The 24,881-nt window shown below is 71.9% G+C and carries 21 protein-coding genes; 8 read left to right on the forward strand and 13 right to left on the reverse strand.

Annotated elements, in window-relative coordinates; all coding sequences use genetic code 11:
• Window positions 1-85 precede the first annotated feature (85 nt).
• The 5 genes from glgB to sppA all read left to right on the forward strand — a co-directional run bounded on the left by glgB (window position 86) and on the right by sppA (window position 9,211).
• A complete protein-coding gene (gene glgB / locus ACIBST_RS45675) occupies window positions 86-2,362 on the forward strand; it encodes a 1,4-alpha-glucan branching protein GlgB (RefSeq protein ID WP_397179725.1) in 2,277 nt (758 codons plus the stop codon).
• A gap of 97 nt (window positions 2,363-2,459) precedes the next feature.
• Complete coding sequence (locus ACIBST_RS45680) at window positions 2,460-4,352, forward strand: S8 family peptidase (protein WP_397179726.1); 1,893 nt, start codon at window positions 2,460-2,462, stop codon at window positions 4,350-4,352.
• Window positions 4,353-4,523: 171 nt separating this feature from the next.
• Window positions 4,524-5,903: a S8 family peptidase gene (locus ACIBST_RS45685; protein WP_397179727.1), complete on the forward strand. Its 1,380-nt coding sequence runs from the start codon at window positions 4,524-4,526 to the stop codon at window positions 5,901-5,903.
• A 162-nt stretch (window positions 5,904-6,065) separates the two neighbouring features.
• The gene (locus ACIBST_RS45690; protein WP_397179835.1) at window positions 6,066-7,415 is read left to right on the forward strand and encodes a S8 family peptidase; all 1,350 of its coding nucleotides are present in this window, start codon (window positions 6,066-6,068) and stop codon (window positions 7,413-7,415) included.
• Window positions 7,416-7,513: 98 nt separating this feature from the next.
• Complete coding sequence (gene sppA, locus ACIBST_RS45695; RefSeq protein WP_397179728.1) at window positions 7,514-9,211, forward strand: signal peptide peptidase SppA; 1,698 nt, start codon at window positions 7,514-7,516, stop codon at window positions 9,209-9,211.
• Between the two features lie 224 nt (window positions 9,212-9,435).
• Here sppA and ACIBST_RS45700 read toward each other — a convergent pair whose 3' ends face one another.
• Genes ACIBST_RS45700 through ACIBST_RS45725 form a run of 6 tightly spaced genes read right to left on the reverse strand, consistent with a single transcriptional unit; the run spans window position 9,436 to window position 13,922 of the window.
• Window positions 9,436-10,023 (reverse strand): flavodoxin family protein, encoded by a 588-nt coding sequence (locus ACIBST_RS45700; RefSeq protein ID WP_397179729.1) that lies wholly within the window; start codon window positions 10,021-10,023, stop codon window positions 9,436-9,438.
• Window positions 10,024-10,506, reverse strand: a complete 483-nt coding sequence (locus ACIBST_RS45705; RefSeq protein ID WP_352352263.1) for a flavin reductase family protein — start codon at window positions 10,504-10,506, stop codon at window positions 10,024-10,026.
• A gap of 37 nt (window positions 10,507-10,543) precedes the next feature.
• Complete coding sequence (locus ACIBST_RS45710; RefSeq protein ID WP_397179730.1) at window positions 10,544-11,470, reverse strand: ABC transporter substrate-binding protein; 927 nt, start codon at window positions 11,468-11,470, stop codon at window positions 10,544-10,546.
• Window positions 11,471-11,510: 40 nt separating this feature from the next.
• Window positions 11,511-12,203, reverse strand: a complete 693-nt coding sequence (locus ACIBST_RS45715; protein WP_397179731.1) for an ABC transporter permease — start codon at window positions 12,201-12,203, stop codon at window positions 11,511-11,513.
• Window positions 12,200-12,877: an ABC transporter permease gene (locus ACIBST_RS45720; protein WP_397179732.1), complete on the reverse strand. Its 678-nt coding sequence runs from the start codon at window positions 12,875-12,877 to the stop codon at window positions 12,200-12,202. The genes ACIBST_RS45715 and ACIBST_RS45720 overlap by 4 nt, the downstream gene beginning before the upstream one ends.
• Window positions 12,870-13,922 carry an ABC transporter ATP-binding protein gene (locus ACIBST_RS45725; RefSeq protein ID WP_397179733.1) on the reverse strand — a complete coding sequence of 351 codons (1,053 nt, stop codon included), beginning with the start codon at window positions 13,920-13,922 and terminating at the stop codon, window positions 12,870-12,872. The genes ACIBST_RS45720 and ACIBST_RS45725 overlap by 8 nt, the downstream gene beginning before the upstream one ends.
• Window positions 13,923-14,185: 263 nt before the next feature.
• Here ACIBST_RS45725 and ACIBST_RS45730 point away from each other — a divergent pair, with 263 nt between their 5' ends.
• Window positions 14,186-15,847: a sigma factor-like helix-turn-helix DNA-binding protein gene (locus tag ACIBST_RS45730; protein WP_397179734.1), complete on the forward strand. Its 1,662-nt coding sequence runs from the start codon at window positions 14,186-14,188 to the stop codon at window positions 15,845-15,847.
• A 4-nt stretch (window positions 15,848-15,851) separates the two neighbouring features.
• Here ACIBST_RS45730 and ACIBST_RS45735 read toward each other — a convergent pair whose 3' ends face one another.
• Genes ACIBST_RS45735 through ACIBST_RS45765 form a run of 7 tightly spaced genes read right to left on the reverse strand, consistent with a single transcriptional unit; the run spans window position 15,852 to window position 22,945 of the window.
• The gene (locus ACIBST_RS45735; RefSeq protein ID WP_397179735.1) at window positions 15,852-16,577 is read right to left on the reverse strand and encodes a DUF981 family protein; all 726 of its coding nucleotides are present in this window, start codon (window positions 16,575-16,577) and stop codon (window positions 15,852-15,854) included.
• Between the two features lie 40 nt (window positions 16,578-16,617).
• Complete coding sequence (locus ACIBST_RS45740) at window positions 16,618-17,784, reverse strand: lipid-transfer protein (RefSeq protein ID WP_397179736.1); 1,167 nt, start codon at window positions 17,782-17,784, stop codon at window positions 16,618-16,620.
• Window positions 17,784-18,179, reverse strand: coding sequence for a MaoC/PaaZ C-terminal domain-containing protein (locus ACIBST_RS45745; RefSeq protein ID WP_358288785.1), 396 nt, complete (start codon window positions 18,177-18,179; stop codon window positions 17,784-17,786). The genes ACIBST_RS45740 and ACIBST_RS45745 overlap by 1 nt, the downstream gene beginning before the upstream one ends.
• Window positions 18,176-19,150, reverse strand: coding sequence for a bifunctional MaoC family dehydratase N-terminal/OB-fold nucleic acid binding domain-containing protein (locus ACIBST_RS45750; RefSeq protein WP_397179737.1), 975 nt, complete (start codon window positions 19,148-19,150; stop codon window positions 18,176-18,178). Before ACIBST_RS45750 ends, ACIBST_RS45745 begins: the two co-directional genes overlap by 4 nt.
• Window positions 19,147-20,301: an acyl-CoA dehydrogenase family protein gene (locus ACIBST_RS45755; protein WP_397179738.1), complete on the reverse strand. Its 1,155-nt coding sequence runs from the start codon at window positions 20,299-20,301 to the stop codon at window positions 19,147-19,149. The genes ACIBST_RS45750 and ACIBST_RS45755 overlap by 4 nt, the downstream gene beginning before the upstream one ends.
• A complete protein-coding gene (locus ACIBST_RS45760; protein WP_397179739.1) occupies window positions 20,301-21,341 on the reverse strand; it encodes an acyl-CoA dehydrogenase family protein in 1,041 nt (346 codons plus the stop codon). Before ACIBST_RS45760 ends, ACIBST_RS45755 begins: the two co-directional genes overlap by 1 nt.
• Window positions 21,341-22,945 carry an AMP-binding protein gene (locus ACIBST_RS45765; RefSeq protein ID WP_397179740.1) on the reverse strand — a complete coding sequence of 535 codons (1,605 nt, stop codon included), beginning with the start codon at window positions 22,943-22,945 and terminating at the stop codon, window positions 21,341-21,343. Before ACIBST_RS45765 ends, ACIBST_RS45760 begins: the two co-directional genes overlap by 1 nt.
• 187 nt (window positions 22,946-23,132) lie before the next feature.
• On the opposite strand from ACIBST_RS45765, the gene ACIBST_RS45770 reads away from it, so the two are divergent.
• A complete protein-coding gene (locus ACIBST_RS45770; protein WP_397179741.1) occupies window positions 23,133-23,783 on the forward strand; it encodes a TetR family transcriptional regulator in 651 nt (216 codons plus the stop codon).
• A 67-nt stretch (window positions 23,784-23,850) separates the two neighbouring features.
• Window positions 23,851-24,855, forward strand: a complete 1,005-nt coding sequence (locus tag ACIBST_RS45775; RefSeq protein ID WP_397179742.1) for a sigma-70 family RNA polymerase sigma factor — start codon at window positions 23,851-23,853, stop codon at window positions 24,853-24,855.
• Window positions 24,856-24,881 lie beyond the last annotated feature (26 nt).

Genomic DNA, 24,881 nt, shown 5'->3' on the forward strand with positions numbered 1-24,881 from the left:
TTTTGCACATTCGGTGATTGTCACCGTGAAAGCGGGCAGTGCCTGAGATGGACGGTCATCATAAGGCAGGGTTGGGAGCATGCCCATGAGGACAGAGCTCGACCGCCTCGCTGGCGGGGCGCACCACGATCCGCACTCCGTGCTCGGAGCACACCCGGTCCCGGGCGGCGTGGTGTTCCGCGCGCTGCGCCCGCTGGCCGAGCGGGTGCAGGTGGTGCTCGACGACGGCACGGCCCACGACATGAGACACCAGGCCCACGGCGTGTTCGAGGCCACGGTCGCCGGGCTGGACAAGGTGCCCGACTACACCTTGCGCGTCCGGTACGCCGGCGGGGAGCCGTACGAGGTCAAGGACCCGTACCGGCATTGGCCCACGCTGGGCGAGGTGGACCTGCACCTCATCGGCGAGGGGCGGCACGAGCGCCTGTGGGAGGTCCTGGGCGCCCGGGTGATGGAGCACCAGGACGTGGAGGGCACCGCGTTCGCCGTCTGGGCGCCGAACGCGCGCGGCATCAGGGTCGTCGGCGACTTCAACCACTGGGACGGCACCGCCTACCCGATGCGCTCGCTCGGCCGGTCGGGCGTGTGGGAGCTGTTCGTCCCGGGGCTGGAGGCCGGTGAGCGGTACAAGTTCCAGATCCTCGGGGCCGACGGGCTCTGGCGCGACAAGGCCGACCCCATGGCCCGGCGCACCGAGGTGCCCCCGATGACCGCCTCCGTGATCGACGAGTCGTCCTACACCTGGGCCGACGACGACTGGATGGCCGCGCGGCGCGACCGGCCGGCGCAGCTCGGGCCGATGAGCGTCTACGAGGTGCACCTGGGCTCGTGGCGGCCGGGGCTGTCGTACCTGGAGCTGGCCGACCAGCTCTCCGACTACGCGGCCGACATGGGGTTCACGCACGTCGAGCTGCTGCCGGTGGCCGAGCACCCGTTCGGCGGCTCGTGGGGCTACCAGGTGACGTCCTACTACGCGCCGACGGCCAGGTTCGGCACGCCCGACGAGTTCCGGCACTTCGTGGACCGCATGCACCAGCGCGGCATCGGCGTGCTGCTGGACTGGGTGCCGGCCCACTTCCCCATGGACGAGTGGGCCCTGGCCCGCTTCGACGGCACCCCGCTGTACGAGCACGCCGACCCGGCCAGGGGCGAGCACCCCGACTGGGGCACCTACGTCTTCGACTTCGGCCGCCGGGAGGTCAAGAACTTCCTGGTCGCGAACGCGCTCTACTGGCTGAAGGAGTTCCACGTGGACGGCCTGCGCGTGGACGCGGTCGCCTCGATGCTCTACCTCGACTACTCGCGCCGCGAGGGCGAGTGGACCCCCAACGTCTACGGCGGCCGGGAGAACCTCGACGCGGTCGAGTTCCTCAAGGAGATGAACTCCGTCTGCTACCGGGAGGCGCCGGGCATCTCGACCATCGCCGAGGAGTCGACGGCCTGGCCGGGCGTCTCGCGGCCGGTGCACCTGGGCGGGCTCGGCTTCGGGTTCAAGTGGAACATGGGCTGGATGCACGACACGCTCGAATACCTGCGCCGCGAGCCGATCTTCCGCCAGTACCACCACCACCAGATGACGTTCTCCCTCATCTACGCCTATTCCGAGAACTACGTGCTGCCGCTGTCCCATGACGAGGTGGTGCACGGCAAGGGCTCGCTGCTCGGCAAGATGCCGGGGGACGAATGGCAGCGCTTCGCCCAGCTCAGGGCGTTGCTGGCGTTCATGTGGGCGCATCCGGGCAAGCAGTTGCTGTTCATGGGCGGCGAGTTCGGCCAGGGCTCGGAGTGGTCGGAGGAGCGCGGGCTCGACTGGTGGGTGCTGGAGTTCGACGGGCACAAGGGCGTGCAGCGGCTCGTCCGCGACCTCAACAGGCTCTACAAGGAGACCCCGGCGCTGTGGGAGCAGGACGCCAGGCCGGAGGGGTTCCGCTGGATCGACGCCGACGACGCGTCGGGGAACACGTTCTCGTTCGTCCGGTACGCGGCTGACGGGTCGGCGGCGGCCTGCGTGGTCAACTTCAGCGGCGGGGCGCACGAGAACTACCGGCTCGGCCTGCCCTACGGCGGCCACTGGGCGGAGGTCGTCAACACCGACGCCTACGACTACTGGGGCAGCGGCGTGGGCAACATGGGCGGGGTCGAGGCCGAGGCCGAGCCGTGGCACGGGCTGCCGTTCTCCACGACGTTGCGGGTGCCGCCGCTCGGCGCGGTGTGGCTGACCAAGGAGGCGCCTTCGGAGTCGCCCGAGGCTTCGGCGTCGTCCGATGCTTCAGCGTCGTCCGGAGCTTCAGGGTCATCCGGGGCTTCAGGGTCGTCCGGGGCTTCAGGGTCGTCCGGGGCTTCAGGGTCGCTGAACGATTGAGGTGCGTGCGCTGAAAGTTCGGTGAGAAACAGGGCCGGGCTCTGTGCTGGCGGGATAAATCGCCCTAAACTCCGAGATCATCCCCCTCGGAGGACGCGTGCGATTTCGCCCCCTGATCGTGTGCTCGATCGTGCTGGCCCTGTCATCGGCCTCCGTCCCGGCGTTCGCCGACGACCCCGCGGCGACGCCGACGCCCGCGCCCTCCCAGAGCAAGCTGGAGGAGGGCCTCGCGCTCGACGGCGACACCACCCGTGCCATCGTGGAGCTGACCGACGCCGCGCAGCACGAGCCGGTGGCCGGCCTGGCGGCGGCCCAGAGCGTCGACGTGCTGCTGCAGCCGCAGAGCCAGTCGTTCATGGTGGTGGAGGGCACCGCCGAGGAGCTGGCGAAGCTGGCCGAGGACCCGCGCGTCACCTCCATCCACCGCGACCGGACGTACGCGCCGGCCGAGGTGGGGCCCAACATCACCCAGATCGGCGCGGACAAGGCCCACGAGAAGAACTTCACCGGCGCGGGGCAGAACATCGTCGTCCTGGACACCGGGATCGACCGCGACCACCCGTACTTCGGGGGCAGGCTCGCGGGCGAGGCGTGCTTCTCGGCCGTGGAGAGCGGCGTGGAGTCGCTGTGCCCGAACGGGCAGCCCCAGCAGATCGGCGAGGGCGCGGCCGACGCCACCACCGCCAAGTGCCTGTCCGGCGGCGTGAACCTGTGCGAGCACGGCACGCACGTCGCGGGCATCGCGGCCGGCAGCGGCGGCGTGGCCCCGGGCGCCGGGATCATAGCGGTGCAGGTGTTCAGCCGGGTGAACGACGAGGACACCTGCATGGGCGAGTCGTCGTGCCTGCTGGCCTTCGAGTCGTCGCTGCGGCTGGCCATGGACTACGTGGCCACGCTCACCCAGCCCGTCGCGGCGGTGAACCTGAGCCTGGGCGGCGCGCTGTCGGAGACCGACTGCGACGCCACCGAGGAGGGCGCGGTCTTCAAGCCGAAGATCGACGCCCTGCTGGCCAAGGGCATCGCGACCGTGGTCGCCGCCGGGAACGAGTTCTTCGAGGGCGCCTCCTACCCCGCCTGCGTCTCCTCGGCGGTCGCGGTCGGCGCGAACGACGGCGCCGATGCCATCGCCGACTTCTCCAACCGGGGCTCGCTGGTCGACTTCTTCGCCCCGGGCGTGGACATCCAGTCCTCGGTGCCGGACAACCAGATGGCCGCGCACAGCGGCACGTCGATGGCGACGCCGCACGTCGCCGGCGCGCTGGCGCTGATGAAGGCCGCCGCGCCGCAGACGCCCGTCGCCGACCTGATCAACACGCTGAAGACCACGGGCCGCCCCTACCAGTACGAGGCCAACGGCGCCCAGGTCACCACCCCCCGCCTGGACGTCGGCGCCGCCCTGGCCGGCACCGGCACCCAGCCGCCGATCACGCAGCAGCCGACGACCGGCCCCACCGGCGGCCCCGAGCCCGACCCGACGGACGGCAGCGGCCCGACGCCCGCCCCCGACCCCACGGACGACGGGCAGCCCGCGCCGGCCCCGACGTCCTCGGTCACGCCGGTCCCGCTGCCCACGGTCACGGTGACGGTGACCGTCACGCCGACCCCCGCCCCGTCGGCCGCCGCCGTCTGCACGCGCGGCACGGCCGGCGCCAGGATGACGGCCGGCAAGTGGGCCGTGGAGATCCACCGCAGCAGCGGGACGATCCCCGACGGCACGCTGAACTGCTACCTGAAGCTGATCGGCAAGGCCAGCAAGGTGTTCCCCGAGCTGACCAAGGCCTCGTCGCTGGGCAAGGCGTACCGGGTGCTGAAGGGCACGAAGACGTCCCGCGACAAGCTGGACAGCGCGCTGCTGACGGCCTGGCTCAACTGGGCGCACGGCAGGAACGGCACTACCGTGCTGACCGCCGCCGAGAAGGTGCGGCTGAGCGGCGCGGCGTCGAAGGCGGCCCTGAAGAAGGCGACGAAGGTCGTGCTCAAGTCGCTCTGAACGCCTCTCACGGGAAGGGCCGGTCGCCTCCGACCGGCCCTTCCCGCTTTCCCCGCCCCAAGGCAAAGAGCCGCTCAGCTTTCACTGCTTTCACACACGTCACCGACATCACACTTGTCACACCAGGGGATGGACACCTCACACCGGACGGTCTGACCCTCGGAGGACTCAGTGAGGCTATGGTCCCTGCTCACCGGCGCTGCCGCGCTGGCCGCGACATCCGCCGTGCTCTGCGCGGCGCCACCGGGAAGCGCCGACGCGCGCGACACCGGCGACCCGGTCATCAGTCCCGCCCTGGTCGCGGAGGTCAAGGCCAAGAGCAAGGTCCGGTCGATCATCCAGCTCAAGCCGGGGCAGAACGTGCAGGCCGTGGCCAAGGATCTCGAACAGGCCTCCGAGGGCAGCCGGGTGCTGGAGGGGGCGCAGTCGTCCCACTTCTTCGTCGCCGAGCTGGACGGCAAGACGCTGGCCCAGCTCAGGAAGGACGACCGCGTCCAGGCGGTCTACAAGGACGAACTGCGCCCGGCCGTCCTGGACACCAGCACCCGGATCATCGGCGCCGACCGGGCCCACGCGGCCGGCTGGACGGGCAGCGGCTACACGGTGGCCGTCCTGGACACGGGCATCGACCGCGACCACCCGTTCTTCGCCGGCCGGATCGTGGACGAGGCGTGCTTCTCCTCCTCCGACGCCAGTGACGGCTCGGTCTCGCTCTGCCCGAACAACCAGCCGAGCCAGACCGGCCCGGGGTCCGCGGACGCCGAGACCGCCCAGTGCGTCGTGAACGGCGTCAACGCCTGCTCGCACGGCACGCACGTCGCGGGCATCGCCGCGGGCCGGATGACGACCGGCGCACCCGCCGACGGCGTCGCGCCCGCCGCCGGCATCCTGCCGATCCAGGTGTTCAGCCGCATCGACAGCGCGATGACGTGCGCGGTCATCGGCACCCAGGCGCCCTGCTTCCTCAGCTACACCTCCGACCAGAAGCTGGCGCTGGAGTACGTCGCGCGGGTGGCCGCGGCCCGGCGCGTCGCCGCGGCGAACCTGAGCCTGGGCGGCGGGGGACCGTACCGGGAGAACTGCGACGCCGACCCGAGCGCGGCGGGCCTCAAGCCGGACTTCGACACGCTGATCTCCCTCGGGGTCGCGCCCGTGGTCGCGGCCGGCAACAACGGCTTCGCCGACGGCGTCTCGGCGCCCGCCTGCATCTCCTCCGCCGTCGCGGTGGGCGCCACCGACGACCGGGACGCGGTGGCCGACTTCTCCAACCGGGGCCCGCTGCTCGACCTGCTCGCGCCGGGCGTGGGCATCAGGTCGTCGGTGCCGGACGACGCCTACGCCGACAAGAGCGGCACGTCGATGGCCGCGCCGCACGTGGCGGGGGCGTTCGCGCTGATGCGGCAGGCGTATCCGAACTTCACGGTCGCGCAGAGCCTGCAGCGGTTGCAGGCCACGGGCCGGAGCATCGGCTACGCCGCCGGCGGCGCCCAGGCGCGCACGGCCCGCATCGACGTGTTCGGCGCCACGGCTCCGAGCACTCCCAAAGCCTGAGACCAGCACCCGCGAGAGGGCCGGACGCGACGATCCGGCCCTTTCGCGTACCAGAACAAGAAGCGGTAACAGAACACAAGTACCCCTCTGACATCTCTTGTCCAATATCTACACTTCTTTACACAAACGCCCCCCGACCCCCCGGAGGATCAGTTGAGACTCATGTCTCTGCTGGCCGGTGCGATCACCCTCGCCGCCACCGCTGCGTCGCTGGTCGCCACCCCCGCCCTGGCCGACCCCGAGTCCAAGATCGACCCGGCCGTCACCTCGACGGGCGAGCACCGCGTCATCGTCCGCGTCCGCCAGCCCGCCCAGGTGCAGTCGGCCCTGGCCGGCGCGGAAGGGGTCAGGCAGGACCGGCGGAACGTCGTGGCCACGCCGCCCGCCGAGCTGGCCGGCAAGCTCGACTTCTTCGTCTACCGCGGCACCCGCGCCGAGCTGGAGAAGGTCGCCGAGCAGGCGGACGTCGTCTCGATCCGCAAGGACCGGCTCAACGAGCCCACGCTGGCGCAGAGCGTGCCGCTGATCGGCGCCGACCGGGCGCACCGGCAGGGCTTCACGGGCAAGGGCACCGCCGTCGCGATCATCGACTCCGGCATCGACAACGACCACCCGGCCTTCGGCCGCCGCATCGCGGCCCAGGCGTGCTTCTCCGCCACCGACCCGGCCGACGGCTCGACGCCGCTGTGCCCCAACGGCAGCCAGTTCCAGATCGGCGACGGCGCGGCCAGCTCCGAGACCGAGGCGTGCCTGCGCAACGCCCCCCGGCCCGAGTACGGCCTGTGCTACCACGGCACCCACGTCGCGGGCATCACCGCGGGCCAGGCCACCAAGGAGTTCCCGAACCCCGGCGTCGCGCCCAAGGCCAAGATCATCGCGATCCAGGTCTTCAGCCGCTTCGACAACTCCCCCTACTGCGGCGCCGCGGCGTCCTGCGTGCTCGCCTACGACTCCTCGGTCCTGACCGGCATGGCGTACGCCAACGTGCTGGCCGACCAGTACGACATCGCCGCGGTCAACCTGAGCCTCGGCGGCGGCAAGTACGACACCTCCTGCGACGCGGGCGACGGCGCCGACTTCAAGGCCGAGGTGGACCAGCTCCAGGCCAAGGGCGTGGCCACCGTCGTGGCCGCGGGCAACAACGGCTTCGACGCCGCCGTGTCCTGGCCCGCCTGCGTCTCCAACGTCGTGACCGTGGGCGCCACCGACAAGCAGGACGCCGTGGCCTCCTTCTCCAACCGGGGCGCCCTGCTCGACCTGTTCGCGCCCGGCGTCTCGATCACCGCCGCCATCAGCGGCAACGCCTACGCCACGCTAAACGGCACGTCGATGGCCGCCCCGCACGTCACCGGCTCGTTCGCGCTGCTGCGGCAGAAGCGCGCGCACGCCACCTCCGACCAGCTCCTCGACGCGTTGAAGCGCACCGGCAAGCCGATCGCGTACGCCAGCGCGGGCACCCAGCTCACCACCCCGCGCATCGACGTTTACGCCGCCCTGCACAGCCGCCGCTGACCCGGCATCGCCCCGGCTTCCAGGCGGACGCCCCTACCCGGGCGGCCGCCTGGACCGCTTCCGGGCCCGACGCGAAATGTGTCGCTTAGGGTGGCTATATGGACGCAGGCAGGGCGATCTTCGAAACCGTCGACAAGCTTCGCCAGCGGCGCACCGGCCCGCTGGTCCTGGAGCTCGATCTCACCGAGGGCCTCACGGAAGGACCGCCGTCCGACCCGGTCGCCGCGGTGTTGTCCATGCGCAAGACCCGTCTGTCGGACGTGCTGTCCGGCCTGCGGCGGGCCGGCCGGGACTCCAGGGTCAAGGCGCTGGTGGTCAAGCTCGGCGGCAACCCCATGGGCCTGGCCATGGTCCAGGAGCTGCGCGAGGCCGTCACCCGCTTCCGCGCCTCCGGCAAGCTGACCGTGGCCTACGCCGAGACGTTCGGCGAGTTCAGCGGCGGCACGGTGCCCTACTACCTGGCCACCGCCTTCGAGCGGGTCTACCTCCAGCCCAGCGGCGACGTCGGGCTCACCGGGGTGGCGATGGAGCAGCGTTTCCTCAAGGGCGCGCTGACCAAGCTGGGCGTGGCGGTCGAGGCCGGGCAGCGGCACGAGTACAAGACCGCGGTCAACACCTTCACCCAGGACCACATGACCGACCCCCACCGCGAGTCGATGACCCGCATCGTGGAGTCGGTCGCCGAGCAGCTCGTGCACGGCATCGCCGAGGGCCGCAGGCTCGACCCGGCCAAGGTCCGCGAACTGATCGGCCGCGGCCCCTTCACCGCCGCCGAGGCGCAGGAGACCGGCCTGGTGGACGGCCTCGCCTACCGCGACGAGGTCTACGACGAGGTCAGGCGGGCCACGGGCGGCGAGACCCACCTGCTGTTCGTCTCCCGGTACGCCAGGAGCGCGGCGGTGCGCAAGCTGCCGCACCCCATGGCCGACGGCATCGCGCTCGTGCACGGCAGCGGGCAGATCAGGAGCGGCCGCAGCGGCCGCAGCCCGCTCGGCGGGGGCGGCGCGATGGGCTCCGACACGATCAGCGCGGCGCTGCGCGCGGCCCGCCGGGACGAGCACGTCAAGGCCGTGGTCTTCCGCGTGGACAGCCCCGGCGGCTCGTACGTGGCCTCCGACACGGTGTGGCGGGAGGTGACGCTGACCCGCCGGGTGAAGCCGGTGATCGTCTCCATGGGCGATCTGGCCGCGTCCGGCGGATACTTCGTGTCCATGGGCGCCGACGTGATCGTGGCCCAGCCCGGCACGCTGACCGGCTCGATCGGCGTTTATGGCGGCAAGCCCGTCATGACTGACTTGCTCCAAAAAATCGGGATAAATACTGAACTGGTCGCCGACGGGGTGAACGCCGGCATGTTCTCCACCGCCCGCGGCTTCTCCCCCGAGCAGTGGGACCGGGTGAACGCCTGGCTCGACCGCATCTACGACGACTTCGTGGGGAAGGTCGCCCAGAGCCGCGACCTCACCCGCGAGCGCGTCCACGAGCTGGCCAGAGGCCGGGTCTGGACCGGCGCGGACGCCCACGCCAACGGCCTGGTCGACGAGCTGGGCGGCCTTGAGCACGCCCTCGGCCTGGCCCGCGAGCGCGCCCGGCTGGCCGACGACGCGCCCGTGCGGGTCTACCCCAGGCTCAACCCGCTGGAGCGCCTGCGGGGCCCGGAGTCCAGCGAGGACAAGTCCGCCGCCCTGGCCAGGATGCGGCTCGACGCCTGGGGGCCGCTGGCCCGCCTGTCGGCCGAGCTGGGCCTGCCCGCCACCGGCCCGCTCTCTCTGCCCGGTTGGTACGTCATCAGGTAATTCGATCTTGGATGCTCCGTGATCCACTGGGATCGAAGGAGCGCACGTGATCGTCGCCCTCGCCGTCGCGCCGGCCCCGGCCGCCGCGCCCGCGCCCGCGCAGCCGCCGATCGGCGCGCTGCCGGGCAGCGGCGCGCGCGTGGTGGCCGAGCTGTCCGGCCGGCCGGTCCGGCTCAGCTCCTACGGCGTCGTCGACCTCACCGGCCGGGCCGTCGAGACGCTGGTCAAGGCCGGCAGGAAGACGGCCCTGCATCCGCACTTCGAGCGCCGGGGCCGAAGAAGGCCGCGGCCCGCTCCAGGGCGCCGGTGTCGCGCAGGATGTCGCCGGGGCGGTTGGCGTAGCCGACCAGCGCGCCGCCCCACGACCCGAAGTACTCGGCCGACAGGCGCAGCGTGCCGATCAGCGGATCGGCCACCGACTCGTCCTCCTCGCTGATCGTGGTGACGGCCCAGACGGTCTTGCCCGCCATGCGCGCCCTGAAGTCGTAGCCGGGGACGCGCATCCAGGCCGACCAGTGGTCCAGGTAGAGCTTGGTGGTGGCCGAGACGCTGTACCAGTAGAGCGGGGAGACGATCACCAGGTCGGTGGCGTCGAGCGTGGCCTCGGCGAGCAGCTTCTCCGCGCCCTCGGGCACGGGGTAGAGGCCGTCGCCGGTGTGGCGGATGTCCCGGAAGGGCGGCAGCGGGTGGTCGTCGAGGTGCAGCCAGCGCTGCCGGACCTCCGGCGGGAGCGCGGCGGCGGCGTGCCTGGCCAGGGTCTCGGTGTTGCCGTCACGGCGGTTGCCGCCCAGGAGGAAGAGGAAACTGCGCATTCAGCATCCCATCGGCCGGTAGCGGGCGCGCAGCCGTACCAACGGCTGGAGCGCGGGGGTGACGTAGGGGACGGCGAGCACCTGGGCGACGAAGAGCGTGTGGTCGCCGGCCGGGACGACCTGGGTCGTCTCGGCCTCCAGGGCCGCCACACCGCCCTCGACCACCAGCGCCTCGGTGTGCGCCCCCCGGTGGTGGGGGGTGCCCGCCAGCAGGAGGCGGGCGCTGGGACGGCCGGCGGTGGCGAACCGGCTGGCGATCGCGGCCTGGCCCGAGGACAGCAGCGAGGCCGCCCACCGGTCCTGCCGGAGCAGCACCTCGCACAGATAGCCGCGGGAGGCCAGGCTGATCAGCACGAGCGGCGGCTCGGCCGAGACGGACATCAGCGCCGACACGGTCACGCCCAGGTCGTCACGCCCGTCCCGGACGGTGATCACCGCGACGCCCGCGGCCAGTTGCGCCATCGCCTCGGTGAACTCGCTCACAGCGGAGACCTCCGGCCGGAGGCCCCCGCCGCGGGCGTCAGGCGAGGCCGTTGGAGGTCAGCCATTCCTTGGCCACCGTGGCGGGCTCGTCCTTGTTGACGGAGATCTTCTGCATCATGTCGAGCAGGGACTGGGTGCTCAGCTTGGCCGAGATGCCGTTGAGCGTGGTGCGGATCGTGTCGTTCGCGCCGGCCTTGAACAGCAGCGGCGTGACGTTCTGGGCGGGGAAGATGTTCTTGGTGTCCTGGAGCGGCACCAGGTTGTTGGCCAGCATCTTGGGGTCCGTGGTGAACACGTTGCCGACCTGGATCGAGCCGTCCTTCAGGGCGTCGGCCGTGGCCGGGCCCTTCGGCTCCCACTGCTTGAACTCAAGCCCGTAGACCTCCTTGAAGCGCGCCTCCCACCGCTTCTTGAACTCGGGCGGGCCGCCGACGACCATGTTCTTGGAGACCTTGGCCAGGTCCTCGATGGAGTTCAGCGACTGCTTGGTCTGGGTCTCCTTGGTGACCGAGAGGCTGTCCTTGTCCTCGGCCGGGGAGGAGTCGAGCACTTCGAGCTCGGCCGGCAGCTTCTCCTTCAGCGCCGCGTTGACCTCGTCGGTCGTCGAGGCGGTGTTCTTCAGGTCGATGAAGGCCAGCAGGTTGCCGTTGTACTCCGGAACGATGGTCAGGCCGCCGTTCTTGACCTGGTCGTAGACGGCCTCGCGGCTGCCGATGCGCGGCTTCTCCTCGACCTGCACGCCCTTGGCCTCAAGGGCCTGGGCGTAGATCGACGCGAGCAGCACGCTCTCGTCGAAGTCGAAGGAGCCGATGACGGCCTTGCCCCCGGCCGCCGCGGCCGACCCGCTGGGCGCCGCGCTCGTGGTGTCGAGCGGGTTGCCCCCACCGCCGCTCCCGCCACCGCAGGCGGCCAGCGCCAGCGTCGCCGACACGAGCACCGCCGCGGTGCCGATCATGCGTCTCATCTGTCTATTTCCCTTCTAAAGCGGCAGGTAATACCGGAGACTATCGAACCTTCAGTCTCTGGCTCACCCCCGGCGAAACGGTCACCCTCTGGATGAGGGCGAACACGATCTGCACGACAAGCGCGAACAGCACAATCAGTACTGAACCCCCCACAACGCTCGCATAATCCTTCGTCGCGAAACCGTCGATCACGAACCGGCCGAGCCCGCCGAGCCCCGTGTACGCCGCGACCGTCGTGGTGGAGACCACCTGGATCGCCGACAGCCTGAGCCCGAGCAGGATCAGCGGCAGCGCCACCGGGACCAGCACCCGGCCGAGCACCTGCCCGCCGCGCAGCCCCATCCCGTACGCCGCGTCGCGCAGCTCGGGATCGACGCCCCTGATCCCCTCGTAGGTGTTGACCAGGATCGGCGGCACCGACAGCAGCACCAGCGGGATGATCACCGGCCAGATCGAGGACGTGCCGAGCAGCAGCACGAACAGCACCAGTAGGCCGAGCGTCGGCAGCGCCCTTGCCAGGTTCGCCGAGATGACGACCACGACCTCGCCCCGCCCGGTGTGGCCGATGGCCAGCCCCAGCGGCACCGCGATCAGCATCGCCAGCACCAGCGCCAGGGCCGAGAACTCCAGGTGCTCCAGCAGCCGCGCCGGGATGCCGTCGGGGCCGGCCCAGTTCGCCCCGGTGCCGAAGAAGTCGGCCAGCCAGCCGAAGAACGAGCCCAACCAGCTCACGACGTCCCCTTCCGCGCGCGCACCCAGGGGGTGAGCAGGCGCTGGGCCAGGACCAGCAGGCCGTCGGCGACCAGCGCCAGCGCGACGATCAGCACGATGCCGGTGACCACCGGCGGCATGAACGGGTTCTGGTAGGCCCGGGTGAACAGCCCGCCGAGCCCGCCCTGGCCGATCAGCGCGCCCACGCTGACCAGGCTGATGCTGGAGACCGCGACCACGCGCAGCCCGGCCAGCACCACCGGCGTGGCGATGGGCAGCTCGACCTGCAGCAGGCGGCGCATGGGCGTGAACCCCATCGCGACGGCCGACTGGCGCACGTGGTCGGGCACCGAGTTCAGCCCGTCGACCACGGCCGGGATGAGCACGGCCATGCCGTAGAAGGTCAGCGGGATGATCACGGTGGTCTGCGACAGCCCGGTCACCGAGATCAGCAGCATGAACACCGGCAGCGACGGCAGCGCGTAGACGACGTTCATCAGGCCGGAGGTGGGCTGGTAGAGCCAGCGCCAGCGCACGCAGGCCAGCCCTAGCGGCAGCGCCAGCACCAGCGCGGCCACGATCGGCACCAGGGACATGGTCAGGTGGTCGGTCAGCAGGTTCCTGATGCTGTCGGCGCGGCCGGTGTCCCAGTTGCGCGCGATCCACTCCCAGATGCTGGGCGGACCCTCACGCATCGGCGGCCTCCGCCAGCGCCTCGTCCAGGGCCTCCCTGGTGGCCACGCCGACGACCCTGCCGTCCTCGTCCACGGCGACCGAGCAGCCGGAGGGCGACAGCAGCGCCGCGTCCAGGGCCGAGCGCATCGAGTCGCGGCCGAGCACGAACGTCCCGTACGGCTCCAGCTCGTCGGGGCGCGACCCGGCGAACCAGCCCACGGGCCGGTCGTCGGGGGTCACGACCAGCAGCCACGGCTCGTCGCTGACCGCCCGTTCGCGCACGGTCAGGTCGGTACGCAGCCGCAGCCCCTTCGTGGAGATGAACTGCAGCCGCCGGATCCCCCGGTCGTGGCCCAGGAACTCGCGGACGAAGTCGTTGGCCGGCTCCGACAGCAGCGTCTTGGGGTCGGCGAGCTGGGCCAGCCGCCCGCCCACGCGCAGCACGGCCACCCGGTCGCCGAGCTTGATCGCCTCGTCGATGTCGTGGGTGACGAACACGATGGTCTTGTTCAGCTCCGCCTGGAGCCTGAGCAGCTCGTCCTGGAGGCTGGTGCGGACGATCGGGTCGACCGCGCTGAACGGCTCGTCCATGAGCAGCACGGGCGGATCGGCGGCCAGCGCCCTGGCCACGCCCACGCGCTGCTGCTGCCCGCCCGAAAGCTGGAACGGGTAGCGGCCGGCGAAGGCCGGGTCGAGGCCGACGCGTTCGAGCAGCTCCATCGCCCGCGCGCGGGCCTTCTTCTTGTCCCAGCCCAGCAGGTACGGGACCGTCGCGATGTTGTCGACGATCTTCCGGTGCGGGAAGAGGCCGGCCTGCTGGATGACGTACCCGATGCCGCGGCGCAGCGTCGGCGGGTCGATGCCGCTCACGGGCACCCCGTCGAGGAGGATCTGTCCCTCGGAAGCGTCGATCATGCGATTGATCATCCGGAGGGACGTCGTCTTCCCGCAGCCCGAAGGGCCCACCAGCACGGTGATCTCGCCGGTGGGCGCCTCAAGGGAGAGGGCGTCCACGGCGGTGGTGCCGTCTGGATAGCGTTTGGTGACAGCGTCGAATGTGATCACGCGTGACCTCTCGCTCGATGGCAGGGCCGCGGCCCCCCTGCCACGACCGCCGCATGATCTCGGTGGCCCACAAGACTACGGCGACCCTCACCCCCGTGTCCCCACGGGGGACGGCTTAAACGCTTCACTGACCAGGGAGATTTACCGGAATTTCCGATCAAGTGGTGCGCCGGGCCTGGGTGAGTTGGCATGATTACCTCCACAAACTCCAGACGCGTACCCCTCACCTCAGCGTCCGCACATTTAGCAAGAGGATCGGCCCCGTGTCCCAGCCGCTCACCGGTCAGCGCCCCCGCACAGAACTGATCGCAGAGCTCTACGACCGCCATGCCGCCGGGCTGTTCGCGTACTGCGCCGACCAGCTCGGCGATGCGGGCACCGCGTCCGACGTCCTGGCGTCCGTGTTGTCCGGCGTGCCCGACGTCGCCCCGCCCCGTGCCGCCCTGTATGCCTACGCCCGCCGCCAGATCCACCGGCGGGACGTCGTCTACGCCCCGCCCGTCGTTGACCCGCTCATCGACCCGGCCTCGGCGCTGGTCGAGCGCGTACTGCGCGAGCTTCGCCCGCAACAGCGCGAGGTGCTGGTGCTGTGCGCGGTGTGCGGGCTGAGCCGGGCCGAGCTGGCCTGGGTGCTCGACGTCGCCCCCGACACCGCCGACGAGCTCGCCTTCGGCGCGGGCCACCGCTTCCGCGAGGTCCTGGACATGGCCCTGACCGCGCTGGCCGGCGGCCGGGCGCCGAAGCCCGTCGCCGACGTGTACGGCGCGCTCGCGGTCGCGCCGCTGCGGGACGTCCTGGGACGTCTGCCCTGGCCGGAGCCGCCCGCGATCCTGCGGATGCACTTCGCCGGATCGGTGCCGGCCGAGCCTGGGCCGCTGTTCGTCAAGCCGCTCTGGCCCGCGCCGCCGCAGTGGCCGCTGCCGCTCGCCGAGGCCGACCCGGCGACCAGCACCGGCATCTTCCCGGCGGACCTGCTCACGCCGCCGCCCGCCGGACGGCCGTCCGTGCACGAGGCGACGACCGCGCCGATGCCCAAGCTGCGCGACCCGCTCGGAGCGCTGGACTCGATGGGGCCGCTGCGGGACCCGGCCGCGCGGGCGGCGGCCGTACGGCCGTTCCTGGCCAAGCCCCCGCGGCCCCCGCAGCCCCCGCAACCGCTGCCCGAGCCCCCGGCCCCGTCCGTACGGCCGTTCAGCACGGGTGACTTCACCGCGCCGCCCGCCGCCCCGGCCGAGGGGCGGGCCACGGGCGCCGCCGTTCCGCCGCCCGGGGAGCGGCCCTTCTTCCTGGCCGCGCCCATCCCCGCGGACGTGCTGGACGACGAGCCCATCACCCAGGAGATGCCCGCGATCAGGGACGTCCCGGCGCATCAGGACCCGGCCCGCGCCTCCCTGCGCCCCTTGACGGCGGAGCAGCCGGCCAAGGAGGCGGCGCCGCTGTTCACCCCGAGGTCCAGGGCCGCCGCCGAACCGGTCTACCGCATGCCCGCCCCCGAGCCACCCCACGTCCCGGCCCCATCCGCCCCGGCCCTGGCCGATGCGGCCCTGTCCGACCCGGCCCTGGGCGATGCGGCCGTGGCGGATGCGGCGGCGTCCGGGCGCAGTCGCGCGGCGGACTTCGCCTTCGAGCTCGCCCGCGAGCTGGAAGCCGACCGTGCGCGCTACCCGGACCCCGCGCGCGACCTCCAGGGCCCGTCCCGGCGCAAGGCCGGCGCCGAACCGGCCCGCTCGCCGGGGAGGGGCGGCGCCAAGCCCGGCGCCCGCAAGCAGCCGGCGGGCAAGAAGAAGGCCGCGGCCAGGAAGAAGGCGCTCAAGCGACGCAGGCAGCGGCACTACGACTGGGCCTGGGAGTTGATCGGGTTCCTGATCTGCGTGGCCATCGCGATGATCGTGTTCTTCTCCGTGCCGATGTTCATGGGCCCGTGAGCGCCTACATGGTGTTGACGATCAGCCCGATGTGGGTGAAGTAGTTCAGCGCGCCGAACAGCAGGAACGCCGCCCCGGCGATCCCCCAGCACACCCCGGTCACGGTCGTGACCGGGCCGCCCCTGGCCCGCAGCGCGAACGGGAACAGCACCGCGCCCACCCCGACCAGCACGTACAGGCCGGAGATGAAGGTGGCCTCCAGCAGCGGCAGGTCGGCGAAGGCCCCCGAGATCGGCTCCTGCGGCGGCGCGGCGAACAGCGTGTACGTCCACCCCGCCGCCGCGATGCCGAAGCAGGCCAGCCCCATGCCGAAGACGAACAGCGAGATCGGCCCGGCCGTGCGCGCCACCAGCTTGCGCCGGTCGGGCGCCACGGTGATCACGCCCCAGCGTTTCCACAGGTAGAGCGCGGCGGCCAGCAGCAGCACGCCGAACGCCAGCGAGGGCTCCCCGAAGATGATGTTGTCGAACGGGAAGCCCTGCCCGGCCAGCGGCCAGGTGAGCGTCATGTGCAGCCCGGTGACCGCCAGGATCGTCCCGACCGCGCCGAACGCCAGCGCCCAGCCGTCCACGTGCTCCAGCGGGTCGCCCCTGAGCAGCCGGCGGCCGAAGGAGACCACGAGCAGCAACCCGACGCCGGCGGCGACCGCCATGATCGTGTTGTAGGTGGGCATCCTGGTCCAGTCGATCTTCAGTTCCGGCTGTGCCAGGATCCCCCAGATTCCACTCATACGGGGATGATTACCCTGAGTACCGATATTTAACTGTTCGTCACGATGCTGAGAGGATCAGGCCGCTCGTCGGCACGCCGGTCCCCGCCGTGACCAGGACGTTCCGCGCCCCGGCCACCTGGTTGGCGGCCGTCCCCCTGATCTGCCGGACGGCCTCGGCGATGCCGTTCATGCCGTGGATGTACGCCTCGCCGAGCTGGCCGCCGTGCGGGTTGACGGGCAGGCGGCCGTCCAGCTCGATGCCGCCGTCCCGCAGGTAGTCGGGGGCCTCGCCGCGTCCACAGAAGCCCAGCTCCTCAAGCTGGGCGAGGACGAACGGGGTGAAGTGGTCGTACAGGATGGCCGTCTGGATGTCCGCCGGGGACAGCCCGGACATCTTCCACAGTTGCCGGCCGACGACGGACATCTCCGGAAGGCCGCTCATGTCGTCCCGGTAGTAGCTCGTCATCATCATCTGGCCCGCGCCCGCCCCCTGCGCCGCCGCCGTGATCACCGCGGGCGACCTGCGCAGGTCGTGGGCGCGTTCGGCGGACGTCACGACCAGCGCCACCGCGCCGTCGCTCTCCTGGCAGCAGTCGAGCAGGTGCAGCGGCTCCACGATCCACCGGGACGCCTGGTGCTCCTCCAGCGTGATCGGCCGCCCGTGGAACCAGGCGGCCGGGTTGGTGGCGGCGTGCCGGCGCATGGCCACCGCCACCCGCCCGAAGTCCTCCGACGTCGCCCCGAACTCGTGCATGTACCGCCGCGCGAACATGGCGACCCAAGCGGCCGGGGTCATCAGCCCGTACGGCACGTGCCAGCTCATCTCCAGGCCCTGGGAGGTGGGCTCCCCGGTCAGCCGGGCGTTCGGCTGGCCGAAGCGGCGGCCCGAGCGCTCGTTGAAGGCCCGGTAGCAGACCACCGTCCTGGCCATGCCGGTGGCCACGGCCATCGCCGCGTGCGCGACCGTGCCGCAGGCCGCGCCGCCGCCGTACTCGACGCGGGAGAAGAAGGTGAGGTCGCCGACGCCGGTCTCCCGGGCGACGGCGATCTCCTGGTTGGCGTCCTGGGTGTAGGTGACCATGCCGTCCACGTCGGACGGCGGCACCCCGGCGTCGTCGAGGGCGGCGAGCACGGCCTCGGCCGCCAGCCGCAGCTCCGACCGGCCGGAGTCCTTGCTGAACTCGGTGGCCCCGATGCCCGCGATCGCGGCCCGTCCGCCCGGCATCACGCGCTCCCGGGCAGGACGAAGGTGACGGTGCCGGTGGCGTGGTCGCCCAGGCTCACCCTGCCGCGCACCTGCGCGGTGTACCGGTCGCCGTCGCGCTCGACGATCACGCCGCTGAAGCTCAGCCGGTCCCCCGCGTACGCCGGGACGCCCAGTTTGACGTTGATGCTGGTGATGACCGCCTCCGGGCCCGTCCAGTCGGTGACGTAGCGTTCCACCAGGCCCATGGTGGTGAGGATGTTGAGGAAGATGTCCTTCGAGCCCTGGGCGCGGGCCTTGGCGGTGTCGTGGTGCACGGGGGTGAAGTCCCTGGTGGCCAGGGCGGTGGCGATCACCGTCGTGGGGGTCAGGTCCACCTCCAGCTCGGGCAGGGCCGTTCCGGCGGCGGGGGTCACGGCTCCTCCGGCGTCCACATCGGCAGGACGAGCTCGTCGTCCATCGACCGGTACGTCACCCGCAGGGCCATCCCGACCTCCACCTTCTCGACCGGGCAGTCCACGACGTTGCCCACGATCCGTACTCCTTCCGGCAGTTCCACCACGCCCACCACGAACGGGACCTCCCGCCCCGGCACCGGCGGATGGTGGTGGACGACGTAGCTGTAGAGGGTGCCGCGGCCGCTCGCGACGACGTGCGACCGGTTCCCCGAGCGGCAGTTCGGGCACATCGGGCCGGGCGGATGGCGCAGCTCCCCGCAGTCCGCGCAGCTCTGGACGCGCAGCTCGCCGTGCCGCGCCCCCTCCCAGAAGAACGCGGTGTCCGCGTTGACCGCCGGCCGCAGCGGGTACGGCTCCCGCCCGCGCGGGGCAGGCGCCTTCGGCCGGAACTTCAGCACCCGGAACAGCATCTCGGCGACCGGACGGTCGTCGTCGCCGTACCAGGTGACGTTCCAGGTGGCGAAGTAGCCCTCGCCCAGGGCGGTGCGCTTCGGCCCGGCCAGCGACGTGAAGCGGGTGGCGGGGGTCAGCAGCTCGCCGATCCTGGCGTACCGGTGGTAGGTCTGCTCGCAGTTGGTCGCCACGACCCCGGTGAAGCCCGCGGCGTCGAGCGCGGCCAGCAGGTCGTCCACCGGCGAGCGGTCCTTGGCCTGCGCGCCCGGCCCCTGCATGGTCCACACCTGGGCCATCGCGGGCGGCGCCACGCCCTCCTCCAGGTAGCGCGGGTTGGCGTCGCCCATGGCCGCCAGCCAGTGGCGGATCATGGGCGCGTTCACCGGGTCGGCGGCGGGGGCGCCGCGCAGCTCCCCCATCGCCATCTGCTTGCCGGCCAGCTCGTGCAGCTCCGCGTCGGTCATCGCGCCGGTCGTGCCGGTCGCCGTGTCGGTAGTCGCGGCGGTCGTGTGGGTCGTGTCGGTCGTGTCGGTCATCGCGGCGGCCTCGGCAGGCTCAGGCCGAGCATCGCGATCAGCTCGCGCTGCACCTCGTTGACCCCGCCGCCGAACGTCAGCACCACCGCGCCCTTGACGCCGTGGTCCATGCGCTCGGCCAGCTCGGCCGTCTCCGGGTCGGAGGGGTCGCCGTAGCGGGACACGACGTCGCACACCAGCCGGCCGATCTCCTGCATGCGCTCGGAGCCGTAGATCTTGGTGGCCGAGGCGTCGGGCGCGCCCAGCCAGCCGAGGTCCATGTTCGCCGCCACCTGCCAGTTGAGCAGCTCGTTCGTACGGAAGGCGGCCCACACCTGGGCGAGGGCGCGGCGTACGTCCGGATTGTCGGTCAGCCCGGCGTGCCTGGCCCAGGCGAGGAAGCGGTCGTAGGTCTGGCCGAGGTTTCCGGCCGGGCCGAGGGTGACGCGTTCGTGGTTGAGCTGGTTGACGATCAGGTCCCAGCCCTTGTCCACCTCGCCCACCACCATGTCCACCGGGACGCGCACGTCGGAGTAGTAGGTGGAGTTCGTGTGGTGGCGGCCGTCCATGGTGACGATCGGCGTCCAGGAGAAGCCGGGGTCGTCGGTGGCGGCGATCATCATCGTGATGCCCTTGTGCTTCTTGGCCTCGGGGTTCGTCCGGGCGGCCAGCCAGATGTACTGGGCGTAGTGCGCGCCGCTGGTGAAGATCTTCTGGCCGTTGACGACGTAGTGGTCGCCGTCCAGCACCGCCGTGGTGCGCAGGGAGGCCAGGTCGGTGCCGGCCTCGGGCTCGCTGTAGCCGATCGCGAAGTGGCACTCGCCGGCCAGGATGCGCGGCAGGAACCGGTCCTTCTGCTCCTGGGTGCCGTACTGCATCAGGGTCGGGCCCACCGTCTGCACGGTGATGATCGGGTACGGCACCCCGGCGCGGGCGATCTCGTTGGCGAAGATCTGCTGCTCCAGGGGGCCGTACCCGCCCCCGCCGTACTCCTTGGGCCAGCCCAGCCCGAGCTTGCCGTCGCGGCCGAGCCGGCGGCAGTGCTCCATGTACGCCTCGCCGAACGGGTCGTCGGCGATCTTCGCGCGGTCCTCAGCGGTCAGGCAGCCGCGGAAGTACTCGCGCAGCTCGTCGCGGAGCGCGCGCTGCTCCCGGGTCAGGTCGATCAGCATCAGACGAGGGCTCCGATCAGGTCGAGCTGGGCGTCGGCGCCGCCGAGCAGGTGGGACAGGTGCTTGGCCTGCGCGAAGTGGCGGTGCAGCGGGTAGGTGACGTCGAGCCCGAGGCCGCCGTGCAGGTGCTGGCAGGTGTAGAGCGCCTTGACGGCCTCGCAGACGTGGAACGCGGCCAGCGCCACGTCCTCGTCGGCGGGCAGGCCCTCGGCCAGCCGCCAGGCCGCCGACCACATGGCCACGTCGAGGGCCCGTCCGGCGATGTAGACGTCCGCGATCTGCATGGTGACGGCCTGGAACTCGGCCAGCACCCGGCCGAACTGCCGTCTCGTCCTGATGTAGGAGGTGGTCAGGTCGAGCGCCCCGGCCAGGACGCCGCTCGCCTGCGCGGCGACAGCCACCGTGAACAGGCGTCCGGCGTCGGCGGCCGCCTCGGGCCCGGCCACCGCCTCGGCGGGCGTGCCGTCCAGCCGGATCGTGGCGGCCGGCTCGCCGGTCGAGGTGAACTCGGGGCTCGCGGGCGGCGACGCCACCAGGAACAGCCCCTCGTCCGCGGTGACCAGGACGTCGTCCGCCGGGTAGGGCACCGCGACCTTGCGCCCGGTCAGCGCCCAGCCGTCGCCCTCGCGGCGGGCGGCCGTGGCGGGCGGATCTGACGGGGCCCGGCCGGGCTCGCGCCGGGCCAGGGTGCCGCGCGTGACCCGCCCGCGCTGGTCAGGGCTGCCGTGCCGGGCCAGGGCCAGCGTGCTCACCAGGACGGGCAACGCCGGTACGGCCGCCGCCCGCGCACCCACCTCGCGCAGCACCACGGCCATCTCGACGGGGCCGAGCCCGGCGCCGCCCGCCTCCTCGGACGCGCACACGCCCAGGAGCCCGGCCCGCCACAGCGCGTCCTCGGCCGCCGAGTCGCTGTCACCCCGCTCGCCCGCCGAGCCGCCCTCCCCCCGCTCGGCCGCCGGGCCGCCCTCTCCTTGCTTGGCCAGCACTTCGGCGGTCAGCTTCTTCAGGTCCTGCTGGGTCTCGTCCAGGTTGAAATCCATCAGCTCTCCAAGAGGTGGTGCCTGCCGTGCTCGACGAACTCGTCCTCGATCGCCTTGACGTCCACGCCGGTCAGGGGGCGCAATCCGGACGGGGAGCGCCACCAGACGGGGTCGCCGGTCCGCCACGCCTCCTTGGCCAGGATCCGCTTGATGACCTTGTGGGAGGGGGTATGCGGAAGTTCACTACAAATCCGGATATAGCGGGGTAAGGACTTGGGGCCCAGATCGGTGCGTCCCGCCACGAACGCGGCGAACGCGTCGGCGTCGAAGGGGCCGTCCAGGACCAGCGCCGCCATCACCTGGTCGCCGGCCGCCGCGTCCGGCACCGGATAGACGGCCGCCTCCACCACGCCGCCGAACTCCCGCAGGGCGGCCTCCACGGGGGCGACGGCCAGGTTCTCGCCGTCCACGCGCAGGCGTTCGGTGCCGCGTCCGGCGAAGAAGACGTGTCCGGCGGGGTCGGCGTAGGCCAGGTCGCCGGACCAGAAGGCGCCGTTCCTGAGGCGTTCGGCGTCCGCGTCCGGGTCGTTGTAGTAGCCCTCGAACAGGCCGGGGCCGGCGGTGTTGACCAGCTCGCCGACGGCCTCGTCCGGGTTGAGCAGGCGGCCGCCCTCGATGCGGGCAGGCGGGCACGGGCGTCCGGTGGCGGGGTCGAGGATCTGCACGCCCGCGCCCAGCCTGCCCAGGCTGCCGGGCGGGGCGCCGGGGTCGGGGCTGAAGGAGATGGCCGTCTCGGTGGAGCCGAAGGCGTCGATCACCCGGCAGCCGAACCGCTCGCCGAACCGCCTGGTCGCCACCGCGCTGCCCTCGTTGCCGAAGGCGATCCTGAGGGGGTTGTCGGCGTCGTCCGGGCGTTCGGGGGTGGCCAGGACGTAGGAGAGCGCCTTGCCGACGTAGTGCAGGTAGGTGCAGCCGTGCCGCCGCACGTCCGGCAGCAGGCCGGAGGCCGAGAACCGCCTGCGCACGGCCAGCGCCGCGCCCGAGGCCACGGCCGGGGCGTAGGCGGCCATCAGGGCGCCGGAGTGGAACAGCGGCATCGAGCAGTAGACGACGTCCTCGGGCGTGAGCAGCGCGGCCAGGCTCAGCCCCGGCAGCGCCAGCTTGCGCTGCGTGATCCGGACGGCCCTGGGCCGGCCGGAGGTCCCCGACGTGAAGATCAGCATCACCAGGTCCCCGGGCGCGGCCTCGCCCACCCGCCCGCCGCCCGCCCCCAGGGACGACACCAGGGACAGCGGCATGCTCTCCACGCCCAGCGCCTCGGCGACCGACGCGGCCGGGCCCGCGAAGGGGGCGTCCCAGAGCAGGAGGTCCACGTCGGTGGCGCGGGCGTCGCGCACCAGCTCCTCAGCCGGGCGCGTCGGGTTCAGCGCGACCAGCACGTGCCCGTCGAGCGCCGCCCCGCCGAGCACGAGAAGCAGCTCCGGGACGTTCTCCGCCAGCACGCCCACGTGCAGGCCCGTGCCGCGCCCGCTCAGCCAGGCCCCCGCCGCCCGGCAGCGGGCGACGTGCTCGCGCCACGACCACACCGCGCCCTCGAACATCAGCCCAGGTCGGTCGTCCTGCGCCCGGTCGAGGAGCAGGGCCGCCAGCGTCTGCGCGATCATCGAGCCTCCAGCAAGCGCTAGGTAAGCCGAATGGCAAACTAGAACAGATTCTAATATCTGTCCAGTACCGGCCTTCTTCGCCATGTTCCGACATAGTCCTGTAACGCCGTAGACATGGGCCGATACGGCCTGTTTGTGACTCGCGAGTAACAAGCCGCGTTGCCGAGAAATCAGATAACGTGTTCTTATGCGTACCTCGCCCGGGTCATTCTCCGCGCCCCCCAGCGACACCGAGGGGGCCGCCGAGGGCCGCGCCGCGGCGGGCGGTCGCAGCGTCCGCACCCGCAGCCAGCACCAACGCCGCAAGCGCATCGTCCAGGCCGCCGCCGCGCTGGCCTCGCGCGGCGGCGTCGAGGCGATGCAGATGCGCACGGTCGCCGAGCGCGCGGGCGTGGCGCTGGGCACGCTCTACCGCTACTTCCCGTCCAAGATGGACCTGGTGGTGGCGGTCGTGGGCGAGGAGATCGACCTGCTGGAGAGCAGCATCGAGCGCCGCCCGCCCGGGGCGTCCACGCCGGCCAGCCGGGCCGTCGACGTGCTCATGAGGGCCACGCGGGGGCTGATGCGCGAGCCGGAGCTGGCCGACGCGCTGATCCGGTCGTTGATCATGGCCGAGGTCCAGACACCGTTCGGCGACCGCATGACGGGGCTGCTGCTGCGGGTGTCGGCCGACGGGCTGACGATCGACCAGGCCGGCGAGGAGCAGCTCGACCTCGCGGGCTCGCTGGCCAGCGTGTGGGTGCAGGAGCTGCTGGAGATGTTGCGCGGGCGGCGCACGTACGACCAGATCCAGCGGCGCATCGAGACCGCCGCGAACCGCCTCCTGGCCGACATCTAGCCCCTTCCGGACATCTCCGTCATGCTCTAATCGGCTTTTTGTCGGTGGCGGAAGCTATACAGGGGGCATGAGCGACAAGCCGACGAGCGAAGACTTCCTCCGGCTGGCCGATCCGATGCGGCGCGAGCTGTTCGCACACTGCTATCGCATGCTGGGGTCGGTGCACGACGCCGAGGATCTCGTGCAGGAGACCTATCTGCGGGCCTGGCGCGGCTACGACGGGTTCGAGGGGCGGTCGTCGCTGCGCACGTGGCTCTACCGCATCGCCACCACCGCCTGCCTGACCGCGCTCGACAGCCGCGGCCGGCGGCCGCTGCCGACCGGTCTCGGCGCGCCGAGCACCGAGGCGTCCGAGCCGCTGGTCCAGGACGGCGAGGTGCCCTGGCTGGAGCCGGTGCCCGACACGCTGGCCGGGGTCGAGGCGGCCGGCGACCCGGCCTCGATCGTGACCTCGCGCGAGAGCATCCGGCTCGCGCTCGTCGCCGCGCTCCAGCACCTGCCGCCCCGGCAGCGCGCCGTGCTGATCCTGCGCGACGTGCTCAGGTGGCGGGCGGCCGAGGTCGCCGAGGCGGTGGGCCTGTCCACGGCGGCCGTCAACAGCATCCTGCAGCGGGCCCGCGCGCAGCTCAGCGAGGTCTCGCCGAGCCTCGACGACCAGGTCGAGCCGCTGTCCGCCGAGCAGCGCCACCTGCTCGACCGCTACGTCGCCGCCTTCGAGAACTACGACGTCGACGAGCTGGTCTCGCTGTTCACCAAAGACGCGATCTGGGAGATGCCCCCCTACGTGGGCTGGTACGAAGGCCCCGACGCGATCGGCGAGCTCGTCTCCACGCAGTGCCCCGCCAGCCGGCCGCACGACCTCAGGCTGCTCCCCGTGGCCGCCAACGGCCAGCCCGCGTTCGCCGTCTACTTCCGCGAGCACGACGTCTACCGCCGCTTCGCGATCATGGTGCTGGCGATGCGCGAAGAAGGCATCAACCACGTCGCCATGTTCTTTGACCTGCGACTTTTCGACACTTTCGGGCTGCGGGCCGAGTTCCCCGCCGGAAGCGAGGCTTCCACCAGAAAGTAGAACGCGTTACAGTCGCGGCCAGAGCA

Source organism: Nonomuraea sp. NPDC049684 (genome assembly GCF_044465345.1).
Classification (GTDB): domain Bacteria; phylum Actinomycetota; class Actinomycetes; order Streptosporangiales; family Streptosporangiaceae; genus Nonomuraea.